The 21,258-nt window shown below is 68.4% G+C and carries 23 protein-coding genes; 12 read left to right on the top strand and 11 right to left on the bottom strand.

What is annotated here, in order from left to right; all coding sequences use genetic code 11:
• The 3 genes from ACTHNC_RS15335 to ACTHNC_RS15325 form a co-directional block, all read left to right on the top strand.
• Positions 1-1,026 (top strand): permease (locus ACTHNC_RS15335; RefSeq protein WP_440295487.1); only part of this gene is annotated, 1,026 nt, incomplete at its 5' end.
• A gap of 41 nt (positions 1,027-1,067) precedes the next feature.
• Positions 1,068-1,394: a chorismate mutase gene (locus ACTHNC_RS15330; protein ID WP_440295486.1), complete on the top strand. Its 327-nt coding sequence runs from the start codon at positions 1,068-1,070 to the stop codon at positions 1,392-1,394.
• Entirely contained in the window at positions 1,391-2,323 is a 933-nt protein-coding gene (locus tag ACTHNC_RS15325; RefSeq protein WP_440295485.1) for an SDR family NAD(P)-dependent oxidoreductase, read from the top strand. The genes ACTHNC_RS15330 and ACTHNC_RS15325 overlap by 4 nt, the downstream gene beginning before the upstream one ends.
• Positions 2,324-2,458: 135 nt before the next feature.
• Here ACTHNC_RS15325 and ACTHNC_RS15320 read toward each other — a convergent pair whose 3' ends face one another.
• The 3 genes from ACTHNC_RS15320 to soxR form a co-directional block, all read right to left on the bottom strand.
• The gene (locus ACTHNC_RS15320; protein WP_440295484.1) at positions 2,459-3,061 is read right to left on the bottom strand and encodes a TetR/AcrR family transcriptional regulator; all 603 of its coding nucleotides are present in this window, start codon (positions 3,059-3,061) and stop codon (positions 2,459-2,461) included.
• Between the two features lie 86 nt (positions 3,062-3,147).
• A complete protein-coding gene (locus ACTHNC_RS15315) occupies positions 3,148-3,507 on the bottom strand; it encodes an SPW repeat protein (RefSeq protein WP_440295483.1) in 360 nt (119 codons plus the stop codon).
• 119 nt (positions 3,508-3,626) lie between these two features.
• Positions 3,627-4,085 carry a redox-sensitive transcriptional activator SoxR gene (soxR, locus tag ACTHNC_RS15310; protein ID WP_440295482.1) on the bottom strand — a complete coding sequence of 153 codons (459 nt, stop codon included), beginning with the start codon at positions 4,083-4,085 and terminating at the stop codon, positions 3,627-3,629.
• Between the two features lie 140 nt (positions 4,086-4,225).
• Here soxR and ACTHNC_RS15305 point away from each other — a divergent pair, with 140 nt between their 5' ends.
• The gene (locus ACTHNC_RS15305) at positions 4,226-5,710 is read left to right on the top strand and encodes an MFS transporter (protein ID WP_440295481.1); all 1,485 of its coding nucleotides are present in this window, start codon (positions 4,226-4,228) and stop codon (positions 5,708-5,710) included.
• A gap of 9 nt (positions 5,711-5,719) precedes the next feature.
• Here ACTHNC_RS15305 and purL read toward each other — a convergent pair whose 3' ends face one another.
• The 3 genes from purL to ACTHNC_RS15290 form a co-directional block, all read right to left on the bottom strand.
• The gene (gene purL / locus ACTHNC_RS15300) at positions 5,720-8,098 is read right to left on the bottom strand and encodes a phosphoribosylformylglycinamidine synthase subunit PurL (protein WP_440295480.1); all 2,379 of its coding nucleotides are present in this window, start codon (positions 8,096-8,098) and stop codon (positions 5,720-5,722) included.
• Between the two features lie 156 nt (positions 8,099-8,254).
• Positions 8,255-8,461 carry a hypothetical protein gene (locus ACTHNC_RS15295; RefSeq protein WP_440295479.1) on the bottom strand — a complete coding sequence of 69 codons (207 nt, stop codon included), beginning with the start codon at positions 8,459-8,461 and terminating at the stop codon, positions 8,255-8,257.
• A gap of 141 nt (positions 8,462-8,602) precedes the next feature.
• Positions 8,603-8,908, bottom strand: a complete 306-nt coding sequence (locus ACTHNC_RS15290) for a hypothetical protein (RefSeq protein WP_440295478.1) — start codon at positions 8,906-8,908, stop codon at positions 8,603-8,605.
• A gap of 145 nt (positions 8,909-9,053) precedes the next feature.
• Between ACTHNC_RS15290 and ACTHNC_RS15285 the strand changes: the two genes are divergently transcribed.
• Both ACTHNC_RS15285 and ACTHNC_RS15280 read left to right on the top strand, forming a co-directional pair.
• Complete coding sequence (locus ACTHNC_RS15285; protein WP_440295477.1) at positions 9,054-9,485, top strand: DUF4190 domain-containing protein; 432 nt, start codon at positions 9,054-9,056, stop codon at positions 9,483-9,485.
• A gap of 91 nt (positions 9,486-9,576) precedes the next feature.
• Positions 9,577-10,809 (top strand): mechanosensitive ion channel family protein, encoded by a 1,233-nt coding sequence (locus tag ACTHNC_RS15280; protein WP_440295476.1) that lies wholly within the window; start codon positions 9,577-9,579, stop codon positions 10,807-10,809.
• Here the strand turns inward: ACTHNC_RS15280 and ACTHNC_RS15275 are convergent.
• The 3 genes from ACTHNC_RS15275 to ACTHNC_RS15265 are packed head-to-tail and all read right to left on the bottom strand — an operon-like array spanning position 10,801 to position 12,291.
• On the bottom strand, positions 10,801-11,310 hold the full coding sequence (locus tag ACTHNC_RS15275; RefSeq protein ID WP_440295475.1) for a hypothetical protein: 510 nt from the start codon (positions 11,308-11,310) through the stop codon (positions 10,801-10,803). The genes ACTHNC_RS15280 and ACTHNC_RS15275 overlap by 9 nt on opposite strands.
• 1 nt (position 11,311) lies before the next feature.
• Positions 11,312-12,010, bottom strand: coding sequence for a phosphoribosylformylglycinamidine synthase subunit PurQ (gene purQ / locus ACTHNC_RS15270; RefSeq protein ID WP_440295474.1), 699 nt, complete (start codon positions 12,008-12,010; stop codon positions 11,312-11,314).
• Positions 12,010-12,291, bottom strand: a complete 282-nt coding sequence (locus ACTHNC_RS15265; RefSeq protein ID WP_440295473.1) for a phosphoribosylformylglycinamidine synthase subunit PurS — start codon at positions 12,289-12,291, stop codon at positions 12,010-12,012. The genes purQ and ACTHNC_RS15265 overlap by 1 nt, the downstream gene beginning before the upstream one ends.
• 330 nt (positions 12,292-12,621) lie before the next feature.
• Here ACTHNC_RS15265 and ACTHNC_RS15260 point away from each other — a divergent pair, with 330 nt between their 5' ends.
• The 6 genes from ACTHNC_RS15260 to ACTHNC_RS15235 all read left to right on the top strand — a co-directional run bounded on the left by ACTHNC_RS15260 (position 12,622) and on the right by ACTHNC_RS15235 (position 19,373).
• Positions 12,622-13,521 carry an HAD-IA family hydrolase gene (locus ACTHNC_RS15260; RefSeq protein ID WP_440295472.1) on the top strand — a complete coding sequence of 300 codons (900 nt, stop codon included), beginning with the start codon at positions 12,622-12,624 and terminating at the stop codon, positions 13,519-13,521.
• Positions 13,522-13,626: 105 nt separating this feature from the next.
• Positions 13,627-14,769, top strand: coding sequence for an L-talarate/galactarate dehydratase (locus ACTHNC_RS15255; protein ID WP_440295471.1), 1,143 nt, complete (start codon positions 13,627-13,629; stop codon positions 14,767-14,769).
• A complete protein-coding gene (locus ACTHNC_RS15250; protein WP_440295470.1) occupies positions 14,766-15,446 on the top strand; it encodes a FadR/GntR family transcriptional regulator in 681 nt (226 codons plus the stop codon). Before ACTHNC_RS15255 ends, ACTHNC_RS15250 begins: the two co-directional genes overlap by 4 nt.
• 126 nt (positions 15,447-15,572) lie before the next feature.
• Entirely contained in the window at positions 15,573-16,970 is a 1,398-nt protein-coding gene (locus ACTHNC_RS15245) for a glutamate decarboxylase (protein WP_440295469.1), read from the top strand.
• Positions 16,971-17,245: 275 nt separating this feature from the next.
• Positions 17,246-17,800: a helix-turn-helix transcriptional regulator gene (locus ACTHNC_RS15240; protein ID WP_440295468.1), complete on the top strand. Its 555-nt coding sequence runs from the start codon at positions 17,246-17,248 to the stop codon at positions 17,798-17,800.
• A gap of 64 nt (positions 17,801-17,864) precedes the next feature.
• A complete protein-coding gene (locus ACTHNC_RS15235) occupies positions 17,865-19,373 on the top strand; it encodes a DHA2 family efflux MFS transporter permease subunit (protein ID WP_440295467.1) in 1,509 nt (502 codons plus the stop codon).
• Here the strand turns inward: ACTHNC_RS15235 and ACTHNC_RS15230 are convergent.
• Both ACTHNC_RS15230 and ACTHNC_RS15225 read right to left on the bottom strand, forming a co-directional pair.
• Complete coding sequence (locus ACTHNC_RS15230; protein WP_440295466.1) at positions 19,370-20,272, bottom strand: VOC family protein; 903 nt, start codon at positions 20,270-20,272, stop codon at positions 19,370-19,372. The two genes, ACTHNC_RS15235 and ACTHNC_RS15230, sit on opposite strands and share 4 nt — an antisense overlap.
• Before the next feature lie 64 nt (positions 20,273-20,336).
• The gene (locus ACTHNC_RS15225; protein WP_440295465.1) at positions 20,337-21,230 is read right to left on the bottom strand and encodes a phosphoribosylaminoimidazolesuccinocarboxamide synthase; all 894 of its coding nucleotides are present in this window, start codon (positions 21,228-21,230) and stop codon (positions 20,337-20,339) included.
• Positions 21,231-21,258 lie beyond the last annotated feature (28 nt).

Genomic DNA, 21,258 nt, shown 5'->3' with positions numbered 1-21,258 from the left:
CTGACCGTGCTCGAGTCGATCGCGCTCGCCGTCGTCGGCGCGCTCGGCGGTGTCGTGCTCTACCTGGCGTTGACGCCGCTGGTCGGTCTGATCTCGTTCCGCGGGCATCCGATCGGGGCGGGCGCGCTCCTGCTCAACCCGCTCATCGTCGCGGCGGTCGTGGCGGGCGTCGGCCTGCTCGCCGGCGCCAGCGCCGCCATCGGGCTGCGCGGCGTCATCGTGTCGCCGCTCGGCGTGCGCACCAAGCAGTCGGCGCCTCGTTCGCACTGGATCCGCGTCGTCGTGGGCGTCGCGATCGTCGCGGCCGTCGTGTTCTGCGTCGCGAACCCGAGCCTGCTCGGCGGGGCAGTGACCGTGATCGTCGTGCTGGCCGCAGCGTTCGCGGCGGCGAACGCGGTGCTCGGTCTCGTCGGCCCGTTCGTGATCAAGAGGTTCGCGATGTCGGGACTGCGCAAGGCGAATACTCCGCAACGCCTCATCGCGGCGCGATCCGTGCTCGAGTCGCCGAAGGCAGCCTGGCGTCAGGTGAGCGGAGTGTCGATGACCAGCTTCATCGCGGTCTTCGCGGGCACGGCACTCGCCATGATCGGCGCGGTGAGCGGCGATCGCGCCGACCACGGGCAGGTCGTGCTGCTCGGCGACATCCGCACCGGCGTCTTCATCACGCTCACCATCTCATTCGTCATGGTGGCGTGCTCCGTCGGGGTGAGTCAGGCATCCGCGATCCTCGACCGCCGCGAGCTCTACGTCAGCCTCGACCGACTCGGGATGCCTGTGAAGACGATGAACGCGGCCCGCGTACGCGCCGTGCTCTCCCCGTTGCGCATCGTCACGGTCGGCTCGGCCGTCACCGCGGCGATCATCGTGCTGCCGATGGCCGGCGCGGCGCTCGTGCTGGCGCCGTTGTCACTCCTGACGATCGCGGCGAGCATCGCCGGCGGCATCCTGGTCGTCTGGCTCGGCCTGCTGGCGACGCGGCCGGTTCTGCGGCGGGCGCTCAGCGAACCGATCGCGATGATGGAGTGATCGCAAAGCCTGATGCGCCGATGAGCGGCTACCCTCGACACATGCCCGAGAACGATCAGCAGGATGACCGCACGCGCGCTCTGGAGCAGCTCTACGGCATCCGGGAGAGCATCGACAACATCGATGCAGCGCTGATCCACTTGCTCGCCGAGCGGTTCAAGTTCACGAAGCAGGTCGGATACCTCAAGGCGGAGCACGGCCTGCCCGCCGAGGATCCTGTGCGCGAGCGCGACCACATCAAGCACCTGCGCGAGCTCGCCGTGGAGAGTCACCTCGACCCGGAGTTCGCCGAGAAGTGGTTCAACTTCGTGGTGGCCGAGGTGATCCACCACCACGTTCGGGCCGGCGCGCAGCACCCGGGCGAGTGAGCGACGATCGCAGCGCAGTGGACGACCTGACCGGCCGCACGGCCGTCGTCACGGGCGCCAACAAGGGGATCGGATTCTTCACAGCGGCCGCACTCGCCGGGGCTGGAGCTCACGTCGTGCTCGCGTGTCGGGACGTGGAGCGGGCGGATGCCGCCGCGCGCGCCATCCGCGCACGGTGCGAGCGTGACGGGGTGCGGGCATCCGTCGAGGTGCTCCAACTCGACACGTCGAGCCTCGACAGCGTCGCCGCCGCGGCGAGGGCGCTGGTCGACCGGGAGCGGATCGACCTCGTCGTCGCGAACGCCGGCGTCGTGCATCCGCCGCAAACGCGCCAGACCACGGTCGACGGCAACGAACTCGTGCTCGGCACGAACTTTCTCGGCCACTTCGCGCTGCTGGCCGGTCTGATGCCGGCGCTGCGCCGCTCGTCCGGCGCTCGCGTGGTCAGCCTCGGCAGCATGGCCACGCGTCTGAGCTCGTTGCTGCTCGACGACCTGCAACTCGAGCGGAGCTATGCGCCGTGGCGCGCCTATGCGCAGTCGAAGATCGCGGTCGAATCGTTCGGGTTCGAGCTGGATCGCAGGATGCGCGCGGCCGAACTCGACGCGACCAGCGTCGTCGCGCATCCCGGCTACTCGATCAGTGGTCGCACACCGCGGGTGCCTGGCGTGAACGAGCCGTCGCGGATGACCGTGTTCGCCGACTCGCTGCAGGCTCCGTTCACGCAGGGCAAAGATCGCGGTGCGCGGTCCGTGCTGGCGGCGGCCACGCATCCGCATGCCGTCGGGGGCTCGTACTGGGGGCCGCGATGGCGTGTGAAGGGCGCGCCGGTGAAGCAGGAGCCGGCGTGGGTGTGCGCGGATCCGGCGGTCGCCCAGCGGGTCTGGGAGTTCGCGGAGCAGGCGACCGGCCTGCGCTTCGAGGTGTGATCGACCCGCCGAGGTGATCCGTGCCTCCCTCGTTCGTAACTCCTGCAGAAACGGTGCACGCCCAGCTGGGATCGCCCAAAGCCGCAGGCGGGCAGCGAGCACGTGGGCGGCCAGCAGGAGTTACGAACGGGCGGGCTAGGCGCGCGCCGACCTGCGGCCGTGCCTTGCTGGTCGTAGGCCGTCCGTCACGTACTCGGCGAGCGAGGCGAGCTCCGACCGCGCGGCTTCCGTCGCGCGGTCGGACCCCAGCGCGAGGATGCCGAGCCACGCCAGCGCCGCGCTGCGCAGACGTGACGCGGCGGGTCGCACCGGGGAACTCGCCGCGAGCACCTTCTCGATGAGGCTCTGCAGCCGGTCCCGGTGCTCGAGAAGGGCGGAGAGCACCTCGGGATGCGTGTGCTGCTCGCGCGAGATGATGACGCCGATCACGTGCGAGGCATCCTCGAGCTCGCGGATCTTCGCGGTGAGGTTGAGCAGCGAACGTGCCGGATCGCCGGGCTCGGCGAGCGCGTCCACGTCGACGGGGCCGAGGGACATCCGCTCCGCGACCAGCGCGCGCAGCAACTGGGACTTGGTGGGGAAGTAGTAGAACAGCAGGCCCTTGGGCACACCGGCGGCCTCCGCGATGGCGGAGGTCGGTGTGGCATCGAAGCCGCGCTCGGCGAAGAGGCGCTCGGCGGCATCCAGGATGCCTGCCCGCGTCTCGGCTGCGTCTCGGGTTCTGCGGGGCGGATTCATGGGATTTCTCTTCGAGGAGCTGGGCGGATAAATCAAGGGCGGGGCGGCAGCCCCGCTGCCACCCCGCGCGATTCGGTTCGCCCTCGTCAGGCGTGCGAGTGCGCCGTGTAGTGGTCGCCGCCGGGAATCGGCACCAACTCCCAGGCTGCCACGATGATGGCTACGCCACCGCACACCCACGAGAACCAGGCAGCGCCCATGTGTGTGGCATACATGCCGGCCCAAGGCGAGATGAACAGCAGCACGCCGAGAACGCCGTGCACCCATTCCATCCAGGCGAGGCCCGGCATCGACAGGTTGATGAGACCCGCGATGATGAGCAGAACGCCGAGCACGATCATGAGCACGATCGAAAGTCCGGCTGGGGCCACCCAGATCGTGGAGAGTGCCACGACCAATCCGGCTGCGACCGTCACCCAGTCCTGCCACCTTGTCCACTTCTTCATGAATCACACCTCCTCGATGTAACCCCTCAGGGATGTCTTCCACGTTACGCCTGACTGACCGCCCGGTCAATAACAGCGTGACTCGCTTCGGACGCCGCCCATCGGGCGTGGGCTCGGCCCTAGTCCCAGCGGCGGGGTCCGGTGCCATCGCCCGTGCCGCCGAGCGTGTCGTCGGGGTTCTGCAGCGTGCAGGTGCGCAGGCTCAGGCATCCGCAGCCGATGCAGCCGGTGAGATCGTTACGCAGGTGCTGCAGGGCGGCGATGCGGGCATCCAGAGCCTCACGCCAGTGCGACGAGAGCCTCGCCCAGTCGCGCTTCGTCGGAGTTCGACCCTCGGGGAGTGACTCGAGCGCAGCACGGATCTCGGCAAGCGGGATGCCCACCCGCTGCGACACGCGGATGAACGCCACCCTGCGCAGCGCGTCGCGCCGGTAGCGCCGCTGGTTGCCGCTCGTGCGCTCGCTGGCAAGCAGCCCCTTGCGCTCGTAGAAGTGCAGAGCGGAGACGGCGACGCCGCTCCGTTCGGCCAGCTCGCCCACCGTGAGCATGCGGTGCGCGCCGCCGTCCAGCTGGGGCATCCTGCGTCTCCTCTGTCGCGCTGTCGATCTCGCGAGACTGCACGCCCGCGCCGAAACGGTGGGAAATGCCCGCAGCCTCGGGGTGGGCATGCAGCCTCGCGTTGACCTCAACAATAGTTGAGGTCATAGAGTTGAGCACCATGACCGACGAGACGGATCCCGCATCCCAGACTCCGTCTCCCTCCGCACGATCCGCCTCGTCGTCGGAGCTCCCGCTGGAGGACGGGGCGGCCGCCCGCCGCACGGCCGGCGTCGCGACGGTGGATCCTGCTGCGGAGCCGGCCGGTGGCGTGCTCGGCCCGCACTTCCGTTGGATCACGATCGGGATGTGCGCGCTCGTGCTGTTCGTCGCGTTCGAGGCGATGGCTGTCACGACAGTGATGCCGGTGATCGCACACGAGTTGCACGGGACATCCCTCTACACGCTCGCCTTCTCGGGTTCGACCGCCATCAGTGTCGTCGGCATGGTGGCGGCCGGCGCGTGGTGCGACAGGCGAGGGCCGTCGGCGCCTCTCGTGATAGCCGTCGTGCTGTTCGTGATCGGGCTGGCGATCGCCGGGCTCGCGCCGAACATGGTGGTCTTCGTGCTCGGTCGCCTCGTGCAGGGTCTGGGCGGCGGTGCGCTCACGGTCGCCGTGTACGTGGTCGTCGCGCGGCAGTACCCGGCAAGGCTTCAGCCGCACGTCTTCGTCGGATTCTCGACCGCCTGGGTCGTGCCGTCGCTGATCGGACCGTTCCTGGCCGGCCTGCTCGCCGAGACCGTCGGCTGGCGCTGGATCTTCCTCGGCGTGATCGCCGTCGCGGTCGTCGGGCTGCTCATGATCAGACGGGTGCTCGGCGCATCCGGAGATGTTGCGGGCGACGATGCGCCGTCGTGGCAGCCGGCTCGCATCGTGTGGTCGGTCGTGGCGGCGGTCGCCGTTCTCGCGCTCGGCACGGCGACCGAGCTCGACACGCTCTGGCGGTGGATCGCATTCGTGCTGGCGATGGCGGTGCTCGCGGTCGCCGTGCGCCCGCTGCTTCCCCGCGGAACGCTACGGCTCGCGCCCGGACTGCCGTCCGTGATGAGCACGCGCATCTTCATCACGGGCGCTGAGCTGGCGTGCGAGGTGTACGTCCCGTACCTGCTCATCACCCGCTACGGACTCAATCCCGCGATCGCCGGGCTCGCCCTCACCGGTGGTGCGATCGCCTGGTCGGGCGGGTCGTGGCTGCAGGGCCGACTCGGGCCGCGCATGCGCAACCGCGGGTGGATCGTCCTGGGCGTGGCATCCATCACTCTGGGGCTCGTCGGCACGACCGTGATCTCGGCGTTCGAGCTCTCACCGTTCGCGGTCTTCGGCGTGTGGATCTTCGCCGGCCTCGGCATGGGGCTGGCCACCCCGCGGCTGTCAGTCATGATGATCGGCTACTCGACGCCCAACGATCAGGGTTTCAACAGCTCGGCGCAGGCGATCGCGGATGCCGTCGGCGGGTCATCCGGAGTCGCCGTCGCCGGCCTCGTGTTCGCCTCGCTCACCGCGCTGGGCGGATCGTGGCCGTTCACGGCGTGCTTCCTGCTCGGCACGGTGCTGGCCGTCGCCGCCCTCGCGACGGCCACCCGCGTGGGCCGTACCGCCGCTTGAGTAGCGCCCCTACGCGCCGGGCGTGTAGTACTCCTGCACGGCCGACTGGCCGACGACCGGGCCGAAGTGCTCGGCAAGCGTCGCCTGGTGGGATGCCCGCAACTCCTCGAGTCCGACGGTGAAGAGATCCTGCACCTCGAGTACCGGCTGCTCCCCGACCACCGCATCGGTGACGCCGATCCGCAGTACCGGGTAGTCGCGACCCTCGCACAGGCCCCGGAACTTCACGTCGTCCTCGCGCGGAACGGACACGATCACCCGGCCCGTTGACTCGGAGAACAGCGCGGTCGCGGCATCCACCCCGTCCCGCTCGATGATCTCGGTCAGCCACACCCGGGCGCCGACGCCGAACCGCAGCACGCTCTCGGCCAGCGCCTGTGCGAGGCCGCCGTCGGAGAGGTCGTGCGCCGACGCGAGGAGACTCTCCATCGATGCCGCGTGCAGCAGCTCGGCGAGGCGCTTCTCGGCGTCCAGGTCGACCGTCGGCGGACGCCCCCCGAGGTGCCCGTGCACCGTGCCGGCCCACGCCGACCCGTCGAGCTCCTCGCGGGTGATGCCGAGCAGGTAGATGTTGTCGCCCGCATCCTGCCAGCCGGAGGGGATGCGCCGCGCCACGTCGTCGATCACGCCGAGCACGCCCGCGACCGTGGTCGGGAAGATCGGAGTCGAGCCCGTCTGGTTGTAGAACGAGACGTTGCCGCCGGTGACCGGGATGCCCAGCTCGAGGCAGGCATCCGAGAGCCCTTCGACGGCCTGCGAGAACTGCCACATCACCTCCGGGTTCTCGGGGGAGCCGAAGTTGAGGCAGTCGGTGACGGCCGCGGGGACAGCGCCGGTGACGGCGACGTTGCGGTACGCCTCGGCGAGCGCGAGGCGTGCCGCCTGGCGCGGGTCGAGTTGGCCGTAACGTCCGTTGGCGTCCGTGGCGATCGCGAAGCCGAGGCCGCTGCCTTCGTCGACCCGGATCATCCCGCCGTCGTCGGGGAATGACAGCGCCGTGTTGCCGCCCACGTAGTAGTCGTACTGGTTCGTGATCCAGCTCTTGTCGGCGAGGTTCGGCGAGCCGACCAGCGCGAGGAACTGGTCGCGCAGCTGGGCGCGGCCCTCCGCGTTGGATGCCTCGGGTCGGGCGAGTGCGCTCGCCGAGTCCGCCTGCAGCGCGTCGATCCAGCCCGGGTACTCGACCGGCCGGTCGTACACAGGCCCGTCCACGGCCACGGTGCGCGGATCCACGTCGACGATGCGCTCGCCGTGCCAGTCGATGATGAGCCGCCCGGTGTCGGTGACCTCGCCGAGCACGCTGGTCTCGACATCCCACTTGCCTGTCACGGCGAGGAACGCGTCGAGCTTCGCAGGACTCACGACCGCCATCATGCGCTCCTGCGACTCCGACATGAGGATCTCCTCCGCCGTGAGCGTGGGGTCGCGCAGCAGCACGGCATCGAGCGAGATGTACATGCCGCCGTCGCCGTTGGACGCGAGCTCGCTGGTCGCGCACGAGATACCGGCGGCGCCGAGGTCTTGGATGCCCTCGACGAGCTTCTTCTGGAACAGCTCGAGGCAGCACTCGATGAGCACCTTCTCGGCGAACGGGTCGCCGACCTGCACCGCGGGACGCTTCGTCGGGCCGCCCGAGGCGAACGTGTCGGAAGCGAGAATGGATGCCCCACCGATGCCGTCACCGCCGGTGCGCGCCCCGAAGAGCACCACCTTGTTGCCGACACCTGACGCGTTCGCCAGGTGGAGGTCCTCGTGCCGCAGCACGCCCACCGAGAGCGCGTTGACGAGCGGGTTTCCCTGGTACACCGGGTCGAAGTACGTCTCGCCGCCGATGTTCGGCAGGCCGAGGCAGTTGCCGTAGAACGAGATGCCGCCGACCACGCCGTGCACGACGCGTGCCGTGTCCGCCTCGTCGATCTTGCCGAACCGCAGCTGGTCCATCACCGCAACCGGGCGGGCGCCCATCGAGATGATGTCGCGCACGATGCCGCCGACACCGGTCGCTGCGCCCTGGAACGGCTCGATGTAGCTCGGGTGGTTGTGGGATTCCACCTTGAACGTGACCGCCCAGCCCTCGCCGACATCCACGACGCCGGCGTTCTCGCCGATGCCGACCATGAGGTTCTTCTTCATCTCGGGCGTGACCTTCTGCCCGAACTGACGCAGGTACTTCTTGGAGCTCTTGTACGAACAGTGCTCGCTCCACATCACGGAGTACATCGCGAGCTCGCCGCTGGTGGGCCGGCGGCCGAGGATCTCGCGGATGCGCGCGTACTCGTCATCTTTCAGCCCGAGCGCCGCGTATGGCTGCTCCTTCTCGGGGGTCGCCGCCGCGTTCTCGACCGTGTCGAGCTGGCTGGTGGACGCGGAGACGGAAGGCTCGGACAAGCGGCTGACTCCCTGTGTTTGAGCATGCGCAAACGGTGGCGCAGAACGCCCTCCAGTCTATCGGCGACTGAAGTGAGAGCTGAGAACGCTCGCGTTCTCAGCCGAGCTGATGGAGTCGATGAGCGGCGCCGCCGCGATATCGGCGACTGGCCTACCTCATTCGCCGCGGTCGATGCCGAACGTGTGACGCATGAGCGCCTGGATGTCACGGTCCATTGCATCGAATCGGGCGCCGAACGTGCCTTCCAACCGACGTACTTCGCTGCGAACGATGTGCACGAACAACGTGGAGACGATCGTGAGCGTGCCGAGGAAGGCGGCACCGAGAACGCCGATCACCGTCCACGTCTGCGCATCGCTCATGATCACCCCTTCATTGTCTGCCGTGTGCCCCCCATCGTCCATCGATCCGATGCGACGGCGACGAGCATGTACGCCCTCCGAGGAGAATTCGCACTCGAGACGCGTTGGGGACGGCGAGAGGTCGTCGCTCGAGCGGCCGCCCTACAGCGTTCCGTGGGCCGCCCACAATTCGGCTGCGCGGTCCGCCGCTCGGTGGATCAGCTGCACGAGCTCCGGCCGCTCCGGCACGCGGAACGAGACGTACGCCCCGCGACCCCCGGAGACCGGCCGGCCATAGGCCTTCGCCGCTAGTCCACCGTCCGCCAGTAGCCGCACCGTGATGCTCTCCAGCTCGAACTCCTGGTCGCGACGCGTGTCGCGCCAGCGCAACTCCTGCGGCACCGACACATTGATCGCCAGTGCTCCGACCTCCGGGATACCTACCGCTACGTCCTCGTGTTCGGGCATGGTCCCATCCTCTACCGCTGGCGCAGGGCTGTCCCCTGGGGAAGGCGTTCGCGCGGTGGCGATCCCGTCGATGAGGCGTCGATCGCAAGGCGCGCGGGACTCGCCAGTCGGTAGCCTTTCTGCAACGGACCCGAACGGAGACCCAATGAGCCAGCAGACACCGCAGGGCGGGCCCTACCCGCAACAGCCGTCAGAGCAGCAGGGCGGGTACCAGCAACCCGGGTACCAGCAGCCCTATGGTCAGCCCGTCTATCAGCAGCCCTACGGTCAGCCCGTCTACCAGCAGACCGCCGTGTACGCCGGCTATCAGCCGCAGCCCAAGGGATTCAGCATCACGTCCCTCATCCTTGGCCTCGCCTCGATCCTCTTCGGTTTCACGTTCCTCGTGCCGATCGGTGCCGTGATCTTCGGCGCGATCGGCATCAAGCGCGAGCCGAGCGCCCGGGGCATGTCCATCACCGGACTGATCCTCGGCGGAATCATGCTGCTCGGATGGGCAGCGCTGATCGTGTTCTGGATCGTCTTCGCTGTCGTGTTCGCCTCTGCGGCGTCATCCGTGGGCCCCTACGTCTCCTGAGCTCTGACCCTCGCCGCAGCGCCGGTGGTAGACCTGTCAAGCCCCGCCGCTCGCCTTGCGGCTGCGAGGCGGGCTGACGACCCTGGAACGCATGGCCGATCTGCACGGGTGGCTCCCGTTCGCCGTCGCCTGTCTCATCGCACTCGTCTCCGCGGTCGTCGTCACGGCCGTCATCGGAGCGATCGTGCGCGCACTTGCCAAGCACCGGGAATGGGCACGCATGCTCGCCTCGCATCTGCGCATCCCATTCCGGCTGCTGCTGCTCGACATCCTGGCCTGGATCGCCGTGGCGGCGACGATGCCGCGTGAGGTGCCGCAGCCGACCGTCGAGACCGCGCACCACGTCTTCCTCATCGTCACCATCGCGCTCGGCGCGTGGTTCGCCGCGGCCCTGGTGATCTTCTTCGAAGACCTCGGGCTCGCGCGCTACCGCCTCGATGTTCCCGACAACCGGTACGCGCGACGAGTGCGCACGCAGGTGATGATCATCCGCCGGCTCACGATCGTGGCAGCCGTAGTGGTCGCGCTCGGAGCCATCCTGCTCACGTTCCCCGGCGCTCGGGCCGCGGGTGCGAGCATCCTGGCGTCCGCGGGACTCATCGGGGTCGTTGCCGGTATCGCGGCGCAGTCATCGCTCGGCAACCTGTTCGCCGGCATGCAGCTCGCATTCAGCGGCGCGATCCGCATCGACGACGTGGTCGTGGTGAACAACCAGTGGGGTCGCATCGAGGAGATCACGCTCACGTACGTGGTGGTGCATCTGTGGGACGACCGGCGCATGGTCCTTCCCTCGACCTCCTTCACGACCCAGCCGTTCGAGAACTGGACGAGACGCAACAGCGAGCTTCTGGGTGCCGTCGAGTTCGACCTCGACTGGCGGGTGTCGCCGGCCGGAATGCGCAAGGAGCTGGATCGCATCCTGCGCAAGACCGACCTCTGGGATCACCGCACGTCCGTGCTGCAGGTCACCGACGCCGTCGGCGGTTATGTGCACGTCCGGGTGCTCGTGACCGCGAAGGATGCCCCGACGCTCTTCGACCTGCGCTGTTACGTGCGCGAGAACCTCGTCGCGTGGATCCAGCGCGACGGAACCGCCGGGCTGCCTCGCCAACGTGTCGAACTGGTCGAGGCGGGCGGAATGGATGCGTCGCAACGCTCCCGCGCGGTCTCCGGCGACACGCTGTTCAGCGGCAGCTCCGACGGCGACAAGCGCGCCTCGCAGTTCACCGACTCGATCCCGATGGTGGCGAAGGATGCGGGGCCGGGAGAGCGGCCGCAGCCGAAGCCTGGCGCGCAGCCGCAGTCCCGCGGCCGCTCACGCTGAGCGGCGCGGCCGAGGGAACACCGAGCGCATGTGGTCGGAGTCGAGGTAGTCGGCCACACCGATCAGGATGAGGCTGAACACGATCTGCTCCGTGACCATCCACAGCGGGTACAGCCCCGGAATCGCCGCGAGCACGAGCGTTATGACGGGGAAGATCTTGCTGAACAGGCGCAGTCGCGAGTAGCCCCAGTAGTAGCCGAGGGATGCCCGCCACGCGAAGTAGAACAAGGTCGCGGTCATGCCGAGCACCACCACGGTGCGCATCCACACCGACCATTCGACCGGGATGCCGTCCGCCGCGAGCACCAGTGCCACGACGACCGCGGCGATGCCGATCGCGAACTCGAGCACCAGGAGCCAGGTGATCGCGACGAACGCGCGCCGCGTTCGCGGATGCGTCAGCAGCTCGTGGTCGATGCGCACGCCGGCCTGACGACCACCTGCCACGCGGTCGACGCGACGGAACAGCGGTTCGAAGCGGGCGAGCATCCGCTTCAGCACGTCATGCAGCGGCGGCCAGTGCCGCGATCGCCGAGGTGAAGAACGTGAGGCCGTCCACGCCGGAGCGCATCGCTGCGTGCGTGTCCGGCCCGAAACCGGGCTCGGTCGCGTGCTCCGGGTGCGGCATGAGCCCGACGACGTTGCCGCGCTCGTTGCGAACGCCCGCGATGTCGTTCAGCGATCCGTTCGGGTTCACCTCGAGGTAGCGGAACGCGACGAGGCCCTCGCCCTCGAGCCGCTCGATGGTCTCGACGGAGGCGACGTACTCGCCCTCGCCGTTCTTCAGCGGTATGACGATCTCCTGACCCTGCGTGAAGCCGTTAGTCCAGGCGGTGTCGGTGCTCTCGACCCGCAGCTTCTGATCGCGGCGGATGAACGCGCCGTGGTCGTTGCGGATGAGCCCGCCGGGCAGGAGTCGGGCCTCCGCGAGCATCTGGAAGCCGTTGCAGATGCCGAGCACGGGCATCCCCTTGTTCGCCGCGTCGACGACCTCGCTCATGATCGGTGAGAGGCTCGCGATCGCGCCACAGCGCAGGTAGTCGCCGTAGCTGAACCCGCCGGGCAGCACGAGCGCGTCCACGCCGTTCAGGTCGTGCTCGCCGTGCCACAGCGCGACGGCCTCGGCGCCGGCGGCGCGCACGGCGCGCTGGGCGTCCCGGTCGTCGAGCGACCCGGGGAAGGTGATCACACCGATCCGCATCAGACGACCGCGCTCTCGGCGGGCGCTGCGGTCGAGTCCTCGATCACGTGCACGCCGACGACGTCTTCGATCACACCGTTGGAGAGCACCTCCTCGGCGATCTCGCGAACGGATGCCACCAGCTCGTCGCTTACGTCGGCATCCGTCCTCAGTTCGAAGCGCTTGCCCTGCCGCACGTCGAACGTGCCGCGACCCGTGCGGTTCAAGGCGGCCGCGATGGCCTTGCCCTGTGGGTCGAGCAGCTCCGCCTTCGGCATGACCTCGACAACGATGGTGGGCACGGCGTACTCCCTGCATTCTTCAGCGGTGGATGCCTCGATTCTACCGGCGACTGGGCCCACGGAGCGCGGGGCCCCGCTCGCCGCGGAGCGGCGGGTGGGGGAGCGACGGGGAAGGCGAGAGCAGCGCGAGGTCGCTCGCTCTGCCGAGCCGATCGAGCCGGCCCCGCGCGAAGCGTGAACACCGGACCGCGCCGGGACATCGCCGTGGCGCTCGGTGCAAGCATCCGGCACCCGTTCACCACCCGGCAACCGCCGAATCGGCGGCCGTTCGCCGGCGCCACCTACGGTCGCCATAAGGGTGTACCAAGCACCCGATCGGGAGGGACGGCGATGACCACGCACGACACCATCCACAGCAACAGGCGAATCGCGGAGGAGTTTCGGTTCCGCGACATCGACGATGAGTTCACGATCGACGAGCCCGAAGACTTCGACGCTCTCGATGACGTGGACGATGACGACGAGCTGGACGGATTCGACGAGGTCGATGAGGTCGAGGTCGAACTGGTCGTTCTCGCGCTCGCCGGCACGACAGTGGCCGACGATGGGCTGATCGAGCGAGCGTTCGAACGCGCTCTCGACCGAGCCGGCATCGCGATTGCCGCGCAGGACCGGGTCTCGGCGCTCGGCTACATCCGTCACAACATCGGCCGTGACAAGCGGGAGGTCTTCCACAGACTCCTGGCGGGTCAGCGCGAAGGGTCCGGTGCCGCAGGCTCTTCGGCCTCGCACAACGACGCCGAAGAGGCGAGCCACGCGGCCGCAGAGTTCGAGGCGGCGTTCGCCGAACTGATCGAGCGCGAGGGGATCGATCCGGTGCCTGGCGCAGTCGCGACGATCGGCGCGCTCCGCGCCTCCGGGGTGAACGTCGTAGTCATATCGGGACTCGGTCGCCGGACGACCGACACGATTCTTGACGCGCTCGGCGGTCACGAGGTTGTGGACATCGTTCTCTGCTCGGATGACGTGCGCCGCGGACGGCCCCATCCCGACCTCGCGCTGACTGCTCTGCTGCGCTGCGGGGCCTCGTCGGTCGAGAACATGATCGTGGTCGGCGACACGGTCTCCGACATCGAAGGTGGGATCGCTGCGGGCGCCGGTATCACCATCGGAGTGCTCACCGGTGCCCACAACGAACGCGCGCTCAGGGCGGCCGGAGCGGATGCCGTGGTCGAAAGCGTCGCGGACCTTCCCGCCCTTCTCGGCTTTCCCGCGACGACCGGGCGATGAGCAGACCGGGGTCGCCGTGATCGATCGGACGCCCGGTCGAAGGAAGTGCGGCGGCCAGTCTAGATGTGTATGACAGATAACAAATCTGCCTGCTAGATTGCTTCCATGCCCTACACGCCCGACGCCATTCGCAGCATCACTCTCTCCACACTGCGGCTGCCGCTGCCGACACCCATCTGCGACGCCAAGGTGTTCACCGGCAGGCAGAAGCCGATGACGGAGGTCGTCTTCCTGATCGCCGAGATCGAGACGGAACAGGGATTCTCCGGGCACGGCTTCAGCTACTCGAAGCGGGCCGGCGGTCCTGCGCAGTACGCTCACGCCCGCGAGGTGGCCGGCACGGCGATCGGTGAGGACCCCAATGACATCGCCAAGCTCTACACGAAGCTCTTGTGGGCGGGGGCATCCGTCGGTCGCTCCGGTGTGGCGACGCAGGCGCTCGCCGCGATCGACATCGCGCTGTACGACCTGAAGGCCAAGCGTGCCGGGCTTCCTCTGGCGAAGCTCCTCGGCGCGCACCGCGACTCCGTTCGCACCTACAACACCTCAGGCGGGTTCCTGAACGCATCGATCCAGGACGTGCTCGCCCGAGCTGCGCAGTCCATAGAGGAGGGCATCGGCGGCGTCAAGATCAAGGTCGGGCTGCCCGACGGCGAAGAGGACCTCGGTCGCGTCCGCGCCGTGCGCGAGTACCTGGGCGACGACATCCCGCTCATGGTCGACGCGAATCAGCAGTGGGACCGCACCACGGCGCTGCGCATGGGCCGGCGGCTTGAGGAGTTCGATCTGACCTGGATCGAGGAGCCTCTGGATGCCTACGACGCCGAGGGTCACGCGGACCTGGCTCGCGCGCTGGACACTCCGATCGCGACCGGCGAGATGCTCGCCTCCGTGGCGGAGCACGAGCGGTTGATCGCGGCGCGGGCGTGCGACATCCTGCAGCCGGATGCCCCGCGTATCGGCGGCATCACGCAGTTCCTCCGGCTCATGACCCTCGCCGACCAGGCGGGGCTGGATGTCGCACCGCACTTCGCGATGGAGATCCACCTGCACCTCGCGGCCTGCTACCCGCGCGAGACGTGGGTGGAGCACTTCGACTGGCTCGACCCGCTGTTCGAGGAGCGTCTCGAGACGCGTGACGGACGGATGCTCGTGCCCGACCGGCCGGGGCTCGGCATCACGTTCAGCGGTCAGGCGCGTGCGTGGACCAGCGAGTCCGTGACGATCGACGCGGCGGGAACTCGGTGACCACCACGTCGCGCGCCGAGCAGCTGGCCAGAGCGATCGGCGATCGGATCGTCTCCGGCGACATCGCACCGGGCGAGCGGCTGCCCAGCGAGGGCAGGCTCGTGGCGGAGTTCGGCGCGAGCCGCACGGTCGTGCGCGAGGCGTTGCAGCGGCTGCAGTCCCGGGGCCTGGTGCGCACCCGCGTCGGCTCCGGCAGCTACGCGCTCACACCGCCCGCACCGGTCGCGGGCGACGACTGGCTGGCAGCGCGTGACGAGTCCGAGCGGCGCGAGCTGCACGCGTTCCGCATCGCGATCGAGTCCGAGGCGGCGGCGCTCGCGGCGAGGCAAGCGACCGACGGCGACGTCGCGACGATCGAAGCGGCTCTTGTCTCGCTGGAGCAGGCCGTTCTGCCTGCGCAGACGGTCGACGCCGACTTCGCGTTCCACCGCGCGGTCGCCGCGGCCTCCGGCAACCGGTACCTCTTGGCCACGCTCGACCGTCTCGGTGCCCGTGCCATCGTGCTGCCGCCCGCCCGCATCTCCGACGTTCCGCGCGAGGAAGCGGATGCCGCAGCGGTCCTCGCCGAACACCACGCGGTGGCCGTCGCGATCCGGCTCGGCGACCCTCTCGCCTCCGCTGCGGCGATGCGCGCGCACCTGACGGCATCCGCAGCCCGGCGCGCCGCCGTAGGTTGAGCATTTCTCGACCGACGGCCCTTTGAACTGCAAATGTGGTTCTTAGCGGCACTCTTTGGAGCCACCTTTGCAGCCCAGACTCCTGCGGTGCGCGCGTAGCGTGAGATGGAGTGGACGGAGGTGCGCATGAAGAAGTTCGGGCAGGGGCACAAGTCGGAGGAGTTCGACACGGTCGAGCTGAACCCGCTGTTCAGCAGGGCAGGCGAGGCGACGGAGTTCCCGCGCAATCGCATGCCGAGGTCGGAGTCGCTGCCCGAGACGGTGTACCAGGTGGTGCACGACGAGGCGATGCTCGACGGCAACGCCCGCCTCAACCTCGCGACGTTCGTCGGCACGTGGATGGATGACCACGCATCCCGTCTCTATCTCGAGTCTGCCGACAAGAACATGATCGACAAGGATGAGTACCCGCAGACCGCGGCGATCGAACAGCGCTGCTGGCGGATGCTCGCCGACCTGTGGAACGCGCCGGAACCATCGCGCGCAATCGGCACCTCGACGATCGGCTCGTCCGAGGCGTGCATGCTCGGCGGACTGGCGCTCAAGCGCAGGTGGCAGCACGCCAGGAAAGCGGCCGGGAAGCCCGCCGACAAGCCCAATCTCGTGCTCAGCTCCGCCGTGCAGGTGTGCTGGGAGAAGTTCTGCAACTACTGGGATGTCGAGCCGCGCTTCGTCCCGATCTCGCTCGACCACAAGACGATGGACGGTCACGACCTCGAGAGCTACGTCGACGAGAACACGATCGGCGTCGTCGCGATCATGGGCGTGACGTACACCGGCATGTATGAGCCGGTGAAGCAGATCTCCGACGCGCTCGACGCCATCCAGGCGAAGACGGGACTCGACGTTCCGATCCACGTCGACGGCGCATCCGGAGCCATGATCGCGCCGTTCCTACAGCCCGACCTCGAGTGGGACTTCCGCGTGAAGCGGGTCGCGTCGATCAACACGTCCGGCCACAAGTATGGACTCGTGTACCCGGGGCTCGGCTGGATCGTCTGGCGCGAGGCGTCGCTGCTGCCGGACGACCTCGTGTTCAAGGTGTCGTACCTCGGCGGCGAGATGCCAACGTTCGCCCTCAACTTCTCCCGTCCGGGCGCCCAGGTGCTGCTGCAGTACTACAACTTCCTCCGGCTCGGATACGAGGGATACCGCCGCGTGCAGCGGGCATCCCGCGACGTCGCGCTGTACCTCTCCGAGCAGATCGCGAAGCTCGAGCCGTTCGAGCTGTGGACCGACGGATCGGACATCCCGGTCATGGCGTGGCAGCTGAAGGACGGCTACACCGACAAGTGGACGCTGTACGACCTCACCGACTCTCTTCGCACGAACGGATGGCTCGTGCCGGCCTACCCGATGCCGGAGGCGCTCACCTCGCTCACCGTTGCCCGCGTCGTCGTGCGCAACGGTCTGTCCCGCGACCTGGCAGCCGGCCTGGTCGAAGACGTGAAGACGCACGTGCACGAGCTGGAGCGGCTGGATGCTCCGCTGCCGCGCCGCAAACGCGTCGCGTTCCACCACTGACCCGGCGGCGCGGTCCTTACGCGCCGGTGGGCGCCCGTGCCGGTTCATGCCCGCGCCCGTGCCGGTCTATGCCCGTGCCCGTTCGTAACTCCTGCAATCTGGCGCAACCTTGCGCGCCGCCGGGGCTTTTCCGGGGGTCCTCGTCGTGCTCGCGGCCAGGCTGCAGGAGTTACGAACGAGGACGTGACCGTCTTCGGCCCAGGCTTGCGCATCCGATGCTCCGCGCGTAATATTCCACACGGAATAATCGACACGGACTGATAGGAGGATCGCGGATGTCGTCGCTCACGCCCCTGGGAATCGCGATTCTCGGACTCCTGCTCGAGCGGCCCATGCATCCGTACGAGATGTTCCAGACCTTCATCGCCCGCTCCGAGGACCGCATCGTCAAGGTGCGGCCCGGCTCGCTCTACCACACCGTCGAGCGGCTCGAGCGGGACGGCCTCATCCGGTCGACCGGCACCCAGCGCGCGGGCAACCGGCCCGAGCGCACCAGCTACGAGATCACCGATGCCGGACACGACCGCATGCTCGAGCGCATCACGGAGATGCTCGCGGACTGGAAGTACGAGTATCCGGAGTTCCCGCTGGCCATCGCGGAGGCGCACAACCTTCCCGCCGACACGGTGATCCGACTGCTGCAGAAGCGCGTGCTCGCCCTCCGTGCCCAGCTCGAGCTCGTCGGCCGTGCCGTCGACCAGGTCGAGGGCAAGAACCTCGAGCGCAAGTACTGGCTCGAGGCCTCCTATCTGCGAGCGCTGCTCGAGGCCGAGACCGCGTGGGTCGAAGGACTCATCACCGAACTGAAGAACGGAACCATCGACTGGTAACAGTCGATTCGCTTCATGCCTCGAACGTCGAAATGTCGGAGGCATCGAATAGAACGGACCCCTCATGGAAAAGCAGAGAAGTCCCTGGCCGGCGCTGTGGGCCCTGGTCATCGGATTCTTCATGATCCTGGTCGACACGACCATCGTGTCAGTGGCCAACCCGAAGATCATGGAAGGCCTGAAGACCGACATCAACTCGGTCATCTGGGTGACCAGCGCGTACCTGCTCGCGTACGCCGTGCCGCTGCTCGTCACCGGCCGCCTGGGTGACAGGTTCGGCCCGAAGAACATCTACCTGGCCGGCCTCGTGCTGTTCACAGGCGCGTCGCTGTGGTGCGGCCTCTCCGGCTCGATCGAGCTGCTCATCACCGCCCGTGTCGTACAGGGCCTCGGCGCCGCGCTCATGACGCCGCAGACCATGGCCGTCATCACCCGCACGTTCCCGCCGAACCGCCGCGGTGCTGCCATGGGCCTGTGGGGTGCGACCGCCGGTGTCGCCACGCTGGTCGGACCGATCGTCGGCGGCCTCCTCGTCGACGGGTTCGGCTGGGAGTGGATCTTCTTCATCAACGTGCCCGTCGGCGTCATCGCCTTCGTCATGGCCGTGATCCTGGTGCCGAAGCTGCCGACGCATCCGCACCGGTTCGACATCCTCGGCGTCGTGCTCAGCGCCATCGGCATGTTCCTCGTGGTCTTCGGCATCCAGGAGGGAGAGAAGTACGACTGGGGCACCATCACGGGACCCATCACGGTGTGGGGGATGATCATTGCGGGCATCGTCGTGCTGGCAGGCTTCGTCGCCTGGCAGGCACTCAACAAGGGCGAACCCCTGCTGCCGCTCGGCCTCTTCCGCGACCGCAACTTCTCGCTCGCGAACCTCGCGATCAGCTCGGTCGGGTTCACCGTGACGAGCATGGCCCTGCCGCTGATCTTCTTCGCGCAGCTGGTGTACGGCTTCACGCCGACGCAGTCCGCGCTGCTGATGGTTCCGATGGCCGTGCTGTCCGGTGTGCTGGCGCCCTTCGTCGGCCGCCTGGTCGACCGCGTGCATCCGCGGTACCTGGCCTTCGCCGGCCTCTTCATGATGGCGCTCGGGCTGGCCTGGTACGCGGCCTGGATGGACCCGGACGTCAACCTGTGGCCGCGCCTCCTCCTTCCGAGCGCGCTTCTCGGCCTCGCGAATGCATTCATCTGGTCGCCGCTCTCGGCAACCGCGACGCACAACCTGCCGCCACGCCAGGCGGGAGCAGGCGCCGGTGTCTACAACACCACCCGCCAGATCGGCGGCGTGCTCGGAAGTGCGGCGATCGCAGCGCTCATCGAGAGCCGGCTGGCCGCGAACGGCCTGCACTCCACGTCATCCGGCGCACAGTTCAGCGGCTCGAAGCTGCCGGCGTTCGTACAGCAGCCGTTCACGGATGCGATGGCCCAGTCGATCCTGCTCCCGGCGGTGGTCGCTCTGCTGGGCGCCATCGTCGTACTGTTCTTCGTTCGTCCGAAGGACAACGGCCAGTGGTCGGCCACGCAGGGCACACCGGTCGTGAACCGGGCGCCGGAGCCGGTCGACGGCTAACCGGCGACCTCGGCCGTCGTCAGGCGGATGGCGTTCGCCCAAGGGTCCTCGAAGGCGACCGACTGCCCGTCGTCGCGAACCTGGATGCCGTGGTGAGACATCCGCTCGGCGACCGAGCCGAGTTCGTCGTTCGACGCCAGCACGATGTCGACGCGGCCGAGGCCCAGAGCGGGAGAGCGGCGGCCGGCACCGGCGCTCCGCCAGGTGTTCATCGCCATGTGGTGGTGACAGCCGCCGGCGCTGACGAAAAGCGCCGAGCCGCCGAGTTCGGCGGTCGTCGCGAAGCCGAGCCGTTCGACGTAGAACTCCCGAGCGGATGCCACGTCGCCGACCGAGAGATGCACGTGGCCGACGCTGGCACCGCCGATGACCGGTTCGGCGATGGCCTCCTCGGTGAGGTTCTGCTGCAGGAATAGGTTCGGGTCGAGGAACAGGGTGTCCATCTCGATGCGATCGTGCGTCCAGCTCCACTCGGTACGGTCGCGATCCCAGTACAGCTCGACGCCGTTGCCCTCAGGGTCGTCGAAGTAGAACGCCTGGCTCACCAGGTGGTCTGAGCTGCCGGTGAACGTGCCTGGAGCGTGCGACGCGACGGAGTACACCGCGGCGGCGAGCGCCTCGCGAGACTCGAACAGGATCGCCGTGTGGAACAGGCCGGCAGACCGTGGAGCGGCGTGGCGCAACTCCGGGCTGTACTGCAGAACCATCACCGCGGTCGTCCCGCGCCCAAGAACCACCCGGTCACCGTCGGCAGCGAGCACGCGCAGCGTGACGGCATCCCGGTAGTACGCCGTCATAGCGTCGAGATCGCCGACGAGCAGCGTCACGGCACCCATCGCCGTGTCATCGGCGAGGCGGTCCACGTTGCGGTCGTCGGTCATGCGCACTGAAACGCTCATGCGTATGCATGTATTCCGCGGCCCAGGAGGATGCGCAGCGCGGCCGCCGGCACAGCCCGATACGTCAGCCGCTGATGCGCTCCAGCAGCTCGCGGTAACGGGCGGCCGTGCGCTGCACCACGTCGTCCGGAAGTTCCGGCGGCGTGCCTTGCTTGTCCCAATTCGCGCTCAGCCAGTCGCGCACGATCTGCTTGTCGAAGCTGGCCATGCGCTCCGCCGGAGTGGCGCCGGTGCGCCATGCCTCGGCATCCCAGTACCTGCTCGAGTCGCTGGTGAGCACCTCGTCCGCGAGAGTGAGCTCGCCCGTCTGCTTGTCGGCGCCGAACTCGAACTTCGTGTCGGCGAGGATCAGCCCCCGCTCCTCCGCGATGGCGGATGCCCGCCGATAGACATCGAGGGACGCGTCGCGCAGCTGCGCCGCGGCATCCGCCCCGACGAGCTCTTCCGTGCGCTCGAAGCTGATGTTCTCGTCGTGCTCGCCCTGCGGAGCCTTGAAAGCGGGCGTGTAGATCGGCTCGGGGAGGCGGTCGCCGTTCTGCAGCCCGGCGGGCAGCGACACCCCGCACACGCTCTGCGACTGCTGGTACTCGGCCCATCCGCTGCCGGTGAGGTAGCCGCGAACGACGCACTCGATCGGGTACATGCGCAGCGGTTTCACGAGCATGGCGCGCCCGGCGACCTGGGCCGGGATCCGCTCCACGCCGTCGACCGTATGGTCCGCGACGAGGTGATTCGGCACGTCATCGAGGCGGTCGAACCACCACAGCGACAGCGTCGTCAGCAGCTCTCCCTTTCCGGGGATGCCCGGCTCGAGCACGAAGTCGAACGCGCTCACCCGATCGCTCGCGACGACCAGCAGGGCGGGTGCGGATTCGATGGATGCCGCCCCTTGCGGAACGTAGAGATCGCGCACCTTGCCCGAGTACGCGTGGGTCCAACCGGGGAGTGTCGTCGTCACTCGTCCATGGTATGGGCGATCGACGGGG

Origin of the sequence: Humibacter sp. (assembly GCF_051954055.1) — a bacterium.
Lineage (GTDB): Bacteria > Actinomycetota > Actinomycetes > Actinomycetales > Microbacteriaceae > Humibacter.
Note: the sequence above shows the minus strand (reverse complement) of the source record. Positions and strands in the feature narration are given on the sequence as shown.

Excerpts from the sequence above, each read along its gene's own strand:
- ACTHNC_RS15290 (WP_440295478.1), bottom strand. The coding sequence starts at position 8,908 with ATGCCCGAACACGAGGACGTAGCGGTAGGTATCCCGGAGGTCGGAGCA.
- ACTHNC_RS15315 (WP_440295483.1), bottom strand. The coding sequence starts at position 3,507 with ATGAAGAAGTGGACAAGGTGGCAGGACTGGGTGACGGTCGCAGCCGGA.
- ACTHNC_RS15240 (WP_440295468.1), top strand. The coding sequence starts at position 17,246 with ATGTCGTCGCTCACGCCCCTGGGAATCGCGATTCTCGGACTCCTGCTC.
- ACTHNC_RS15285 (WP_440295477.1), top strand. The coding sequence starts at position 9,054 with ATGAGCCAGCAGACACCGCAGGGCGGGCCCTACCCGCAACAGCCGTCA.
- ACTHNC_RS15280 (WP_440295476.1), top strand. The coding sequence starts at position 9,577 with ATGGCCGATCTGCACGGGTGGCTCCCGTTCGCCGTCGCCTGTCTCATC.
- ACTHNC_RS15230 (WP_440295466.1), bottom strand. The coding sequence starts at position 20,272 with ATGAGCGTTTCAGTGCGCATGACCGACGACCGCAACGTGGACCGCCTC.
- ACTHNC_RS15320 (WP_440295484.1), bottom strand. The coding sequence starts at position 3,061 with ATGAATCCGCCCCGCAGAACCCGAGACGCAGCCGAGACGCGGGCAGGC.
- ACTHNC_RS15235 (WP_440295467.1), top strand. The coding sequence starts at position 17,865 with ATGGAAAAGCAGAGAAGTCCCTGGCCGGCGCTGTGGGCCCTGGTCATC.
- ACTHNC_RS15305 (WP_440295481.1), top strand. The coding sequence starts at position 4,226 with ATGACCGACGAGACGGATCCCGCATCCCAGACTCCGTCTCCCTCCGCA.
- ACTHNC_RS15255 (WP_440295471.1), top strand. The coding sequence starts at position 13,627 with ATGCCCTACACGCCCGACGCCATTCGCAGCATCACTCTCTCCACACTG.
- purQ (WP_440295474.1), bottom strand. The coding sequence starts at position 12,010 with ATGCGGATCGGTGTGATCACCTTCCCCGGGTCGCTCGACGACCGGGAC.
- ACTHNC_RS15295 (WP_440295479.1), bottom strand. The coding sequence starts at position 8,461 with ATGAGCGATGCGCAGACGTGGACGGTGATCGGCGTTCTCGGTGCCGCC.
- ACTHNC_RS15330 (WP_440295486.1), top strand. The coding sequence starts at position 1,068 with ATGCCCGAGAACGATCAGCAGGATGACCGCACGCGCGCTCTGGAGCAG.
- soxR (WP_440295482.1), bottom strand. The coding sequence starts at position 4,085 with ATGCCCCAGCTGGACGGCGGCGCGCACCGCATGCTCACGGTGGGCGAG.
- ACTHNC_RS15245 (WP_440295469.1), top strand. The coding sequence starts at position 15,573 with ATGAAGAAGTTCGGGCAGGGGCACAAGTCGGAGGAGTTCGACACGGTC.
- ACTHNC_RS15260 (WP_440295472.1), top strand. The coding sequence starts at position 12,622 with ATGACCACGCACGACACCATCCACAGCAACAGGCGAATCGCGGAGGAG.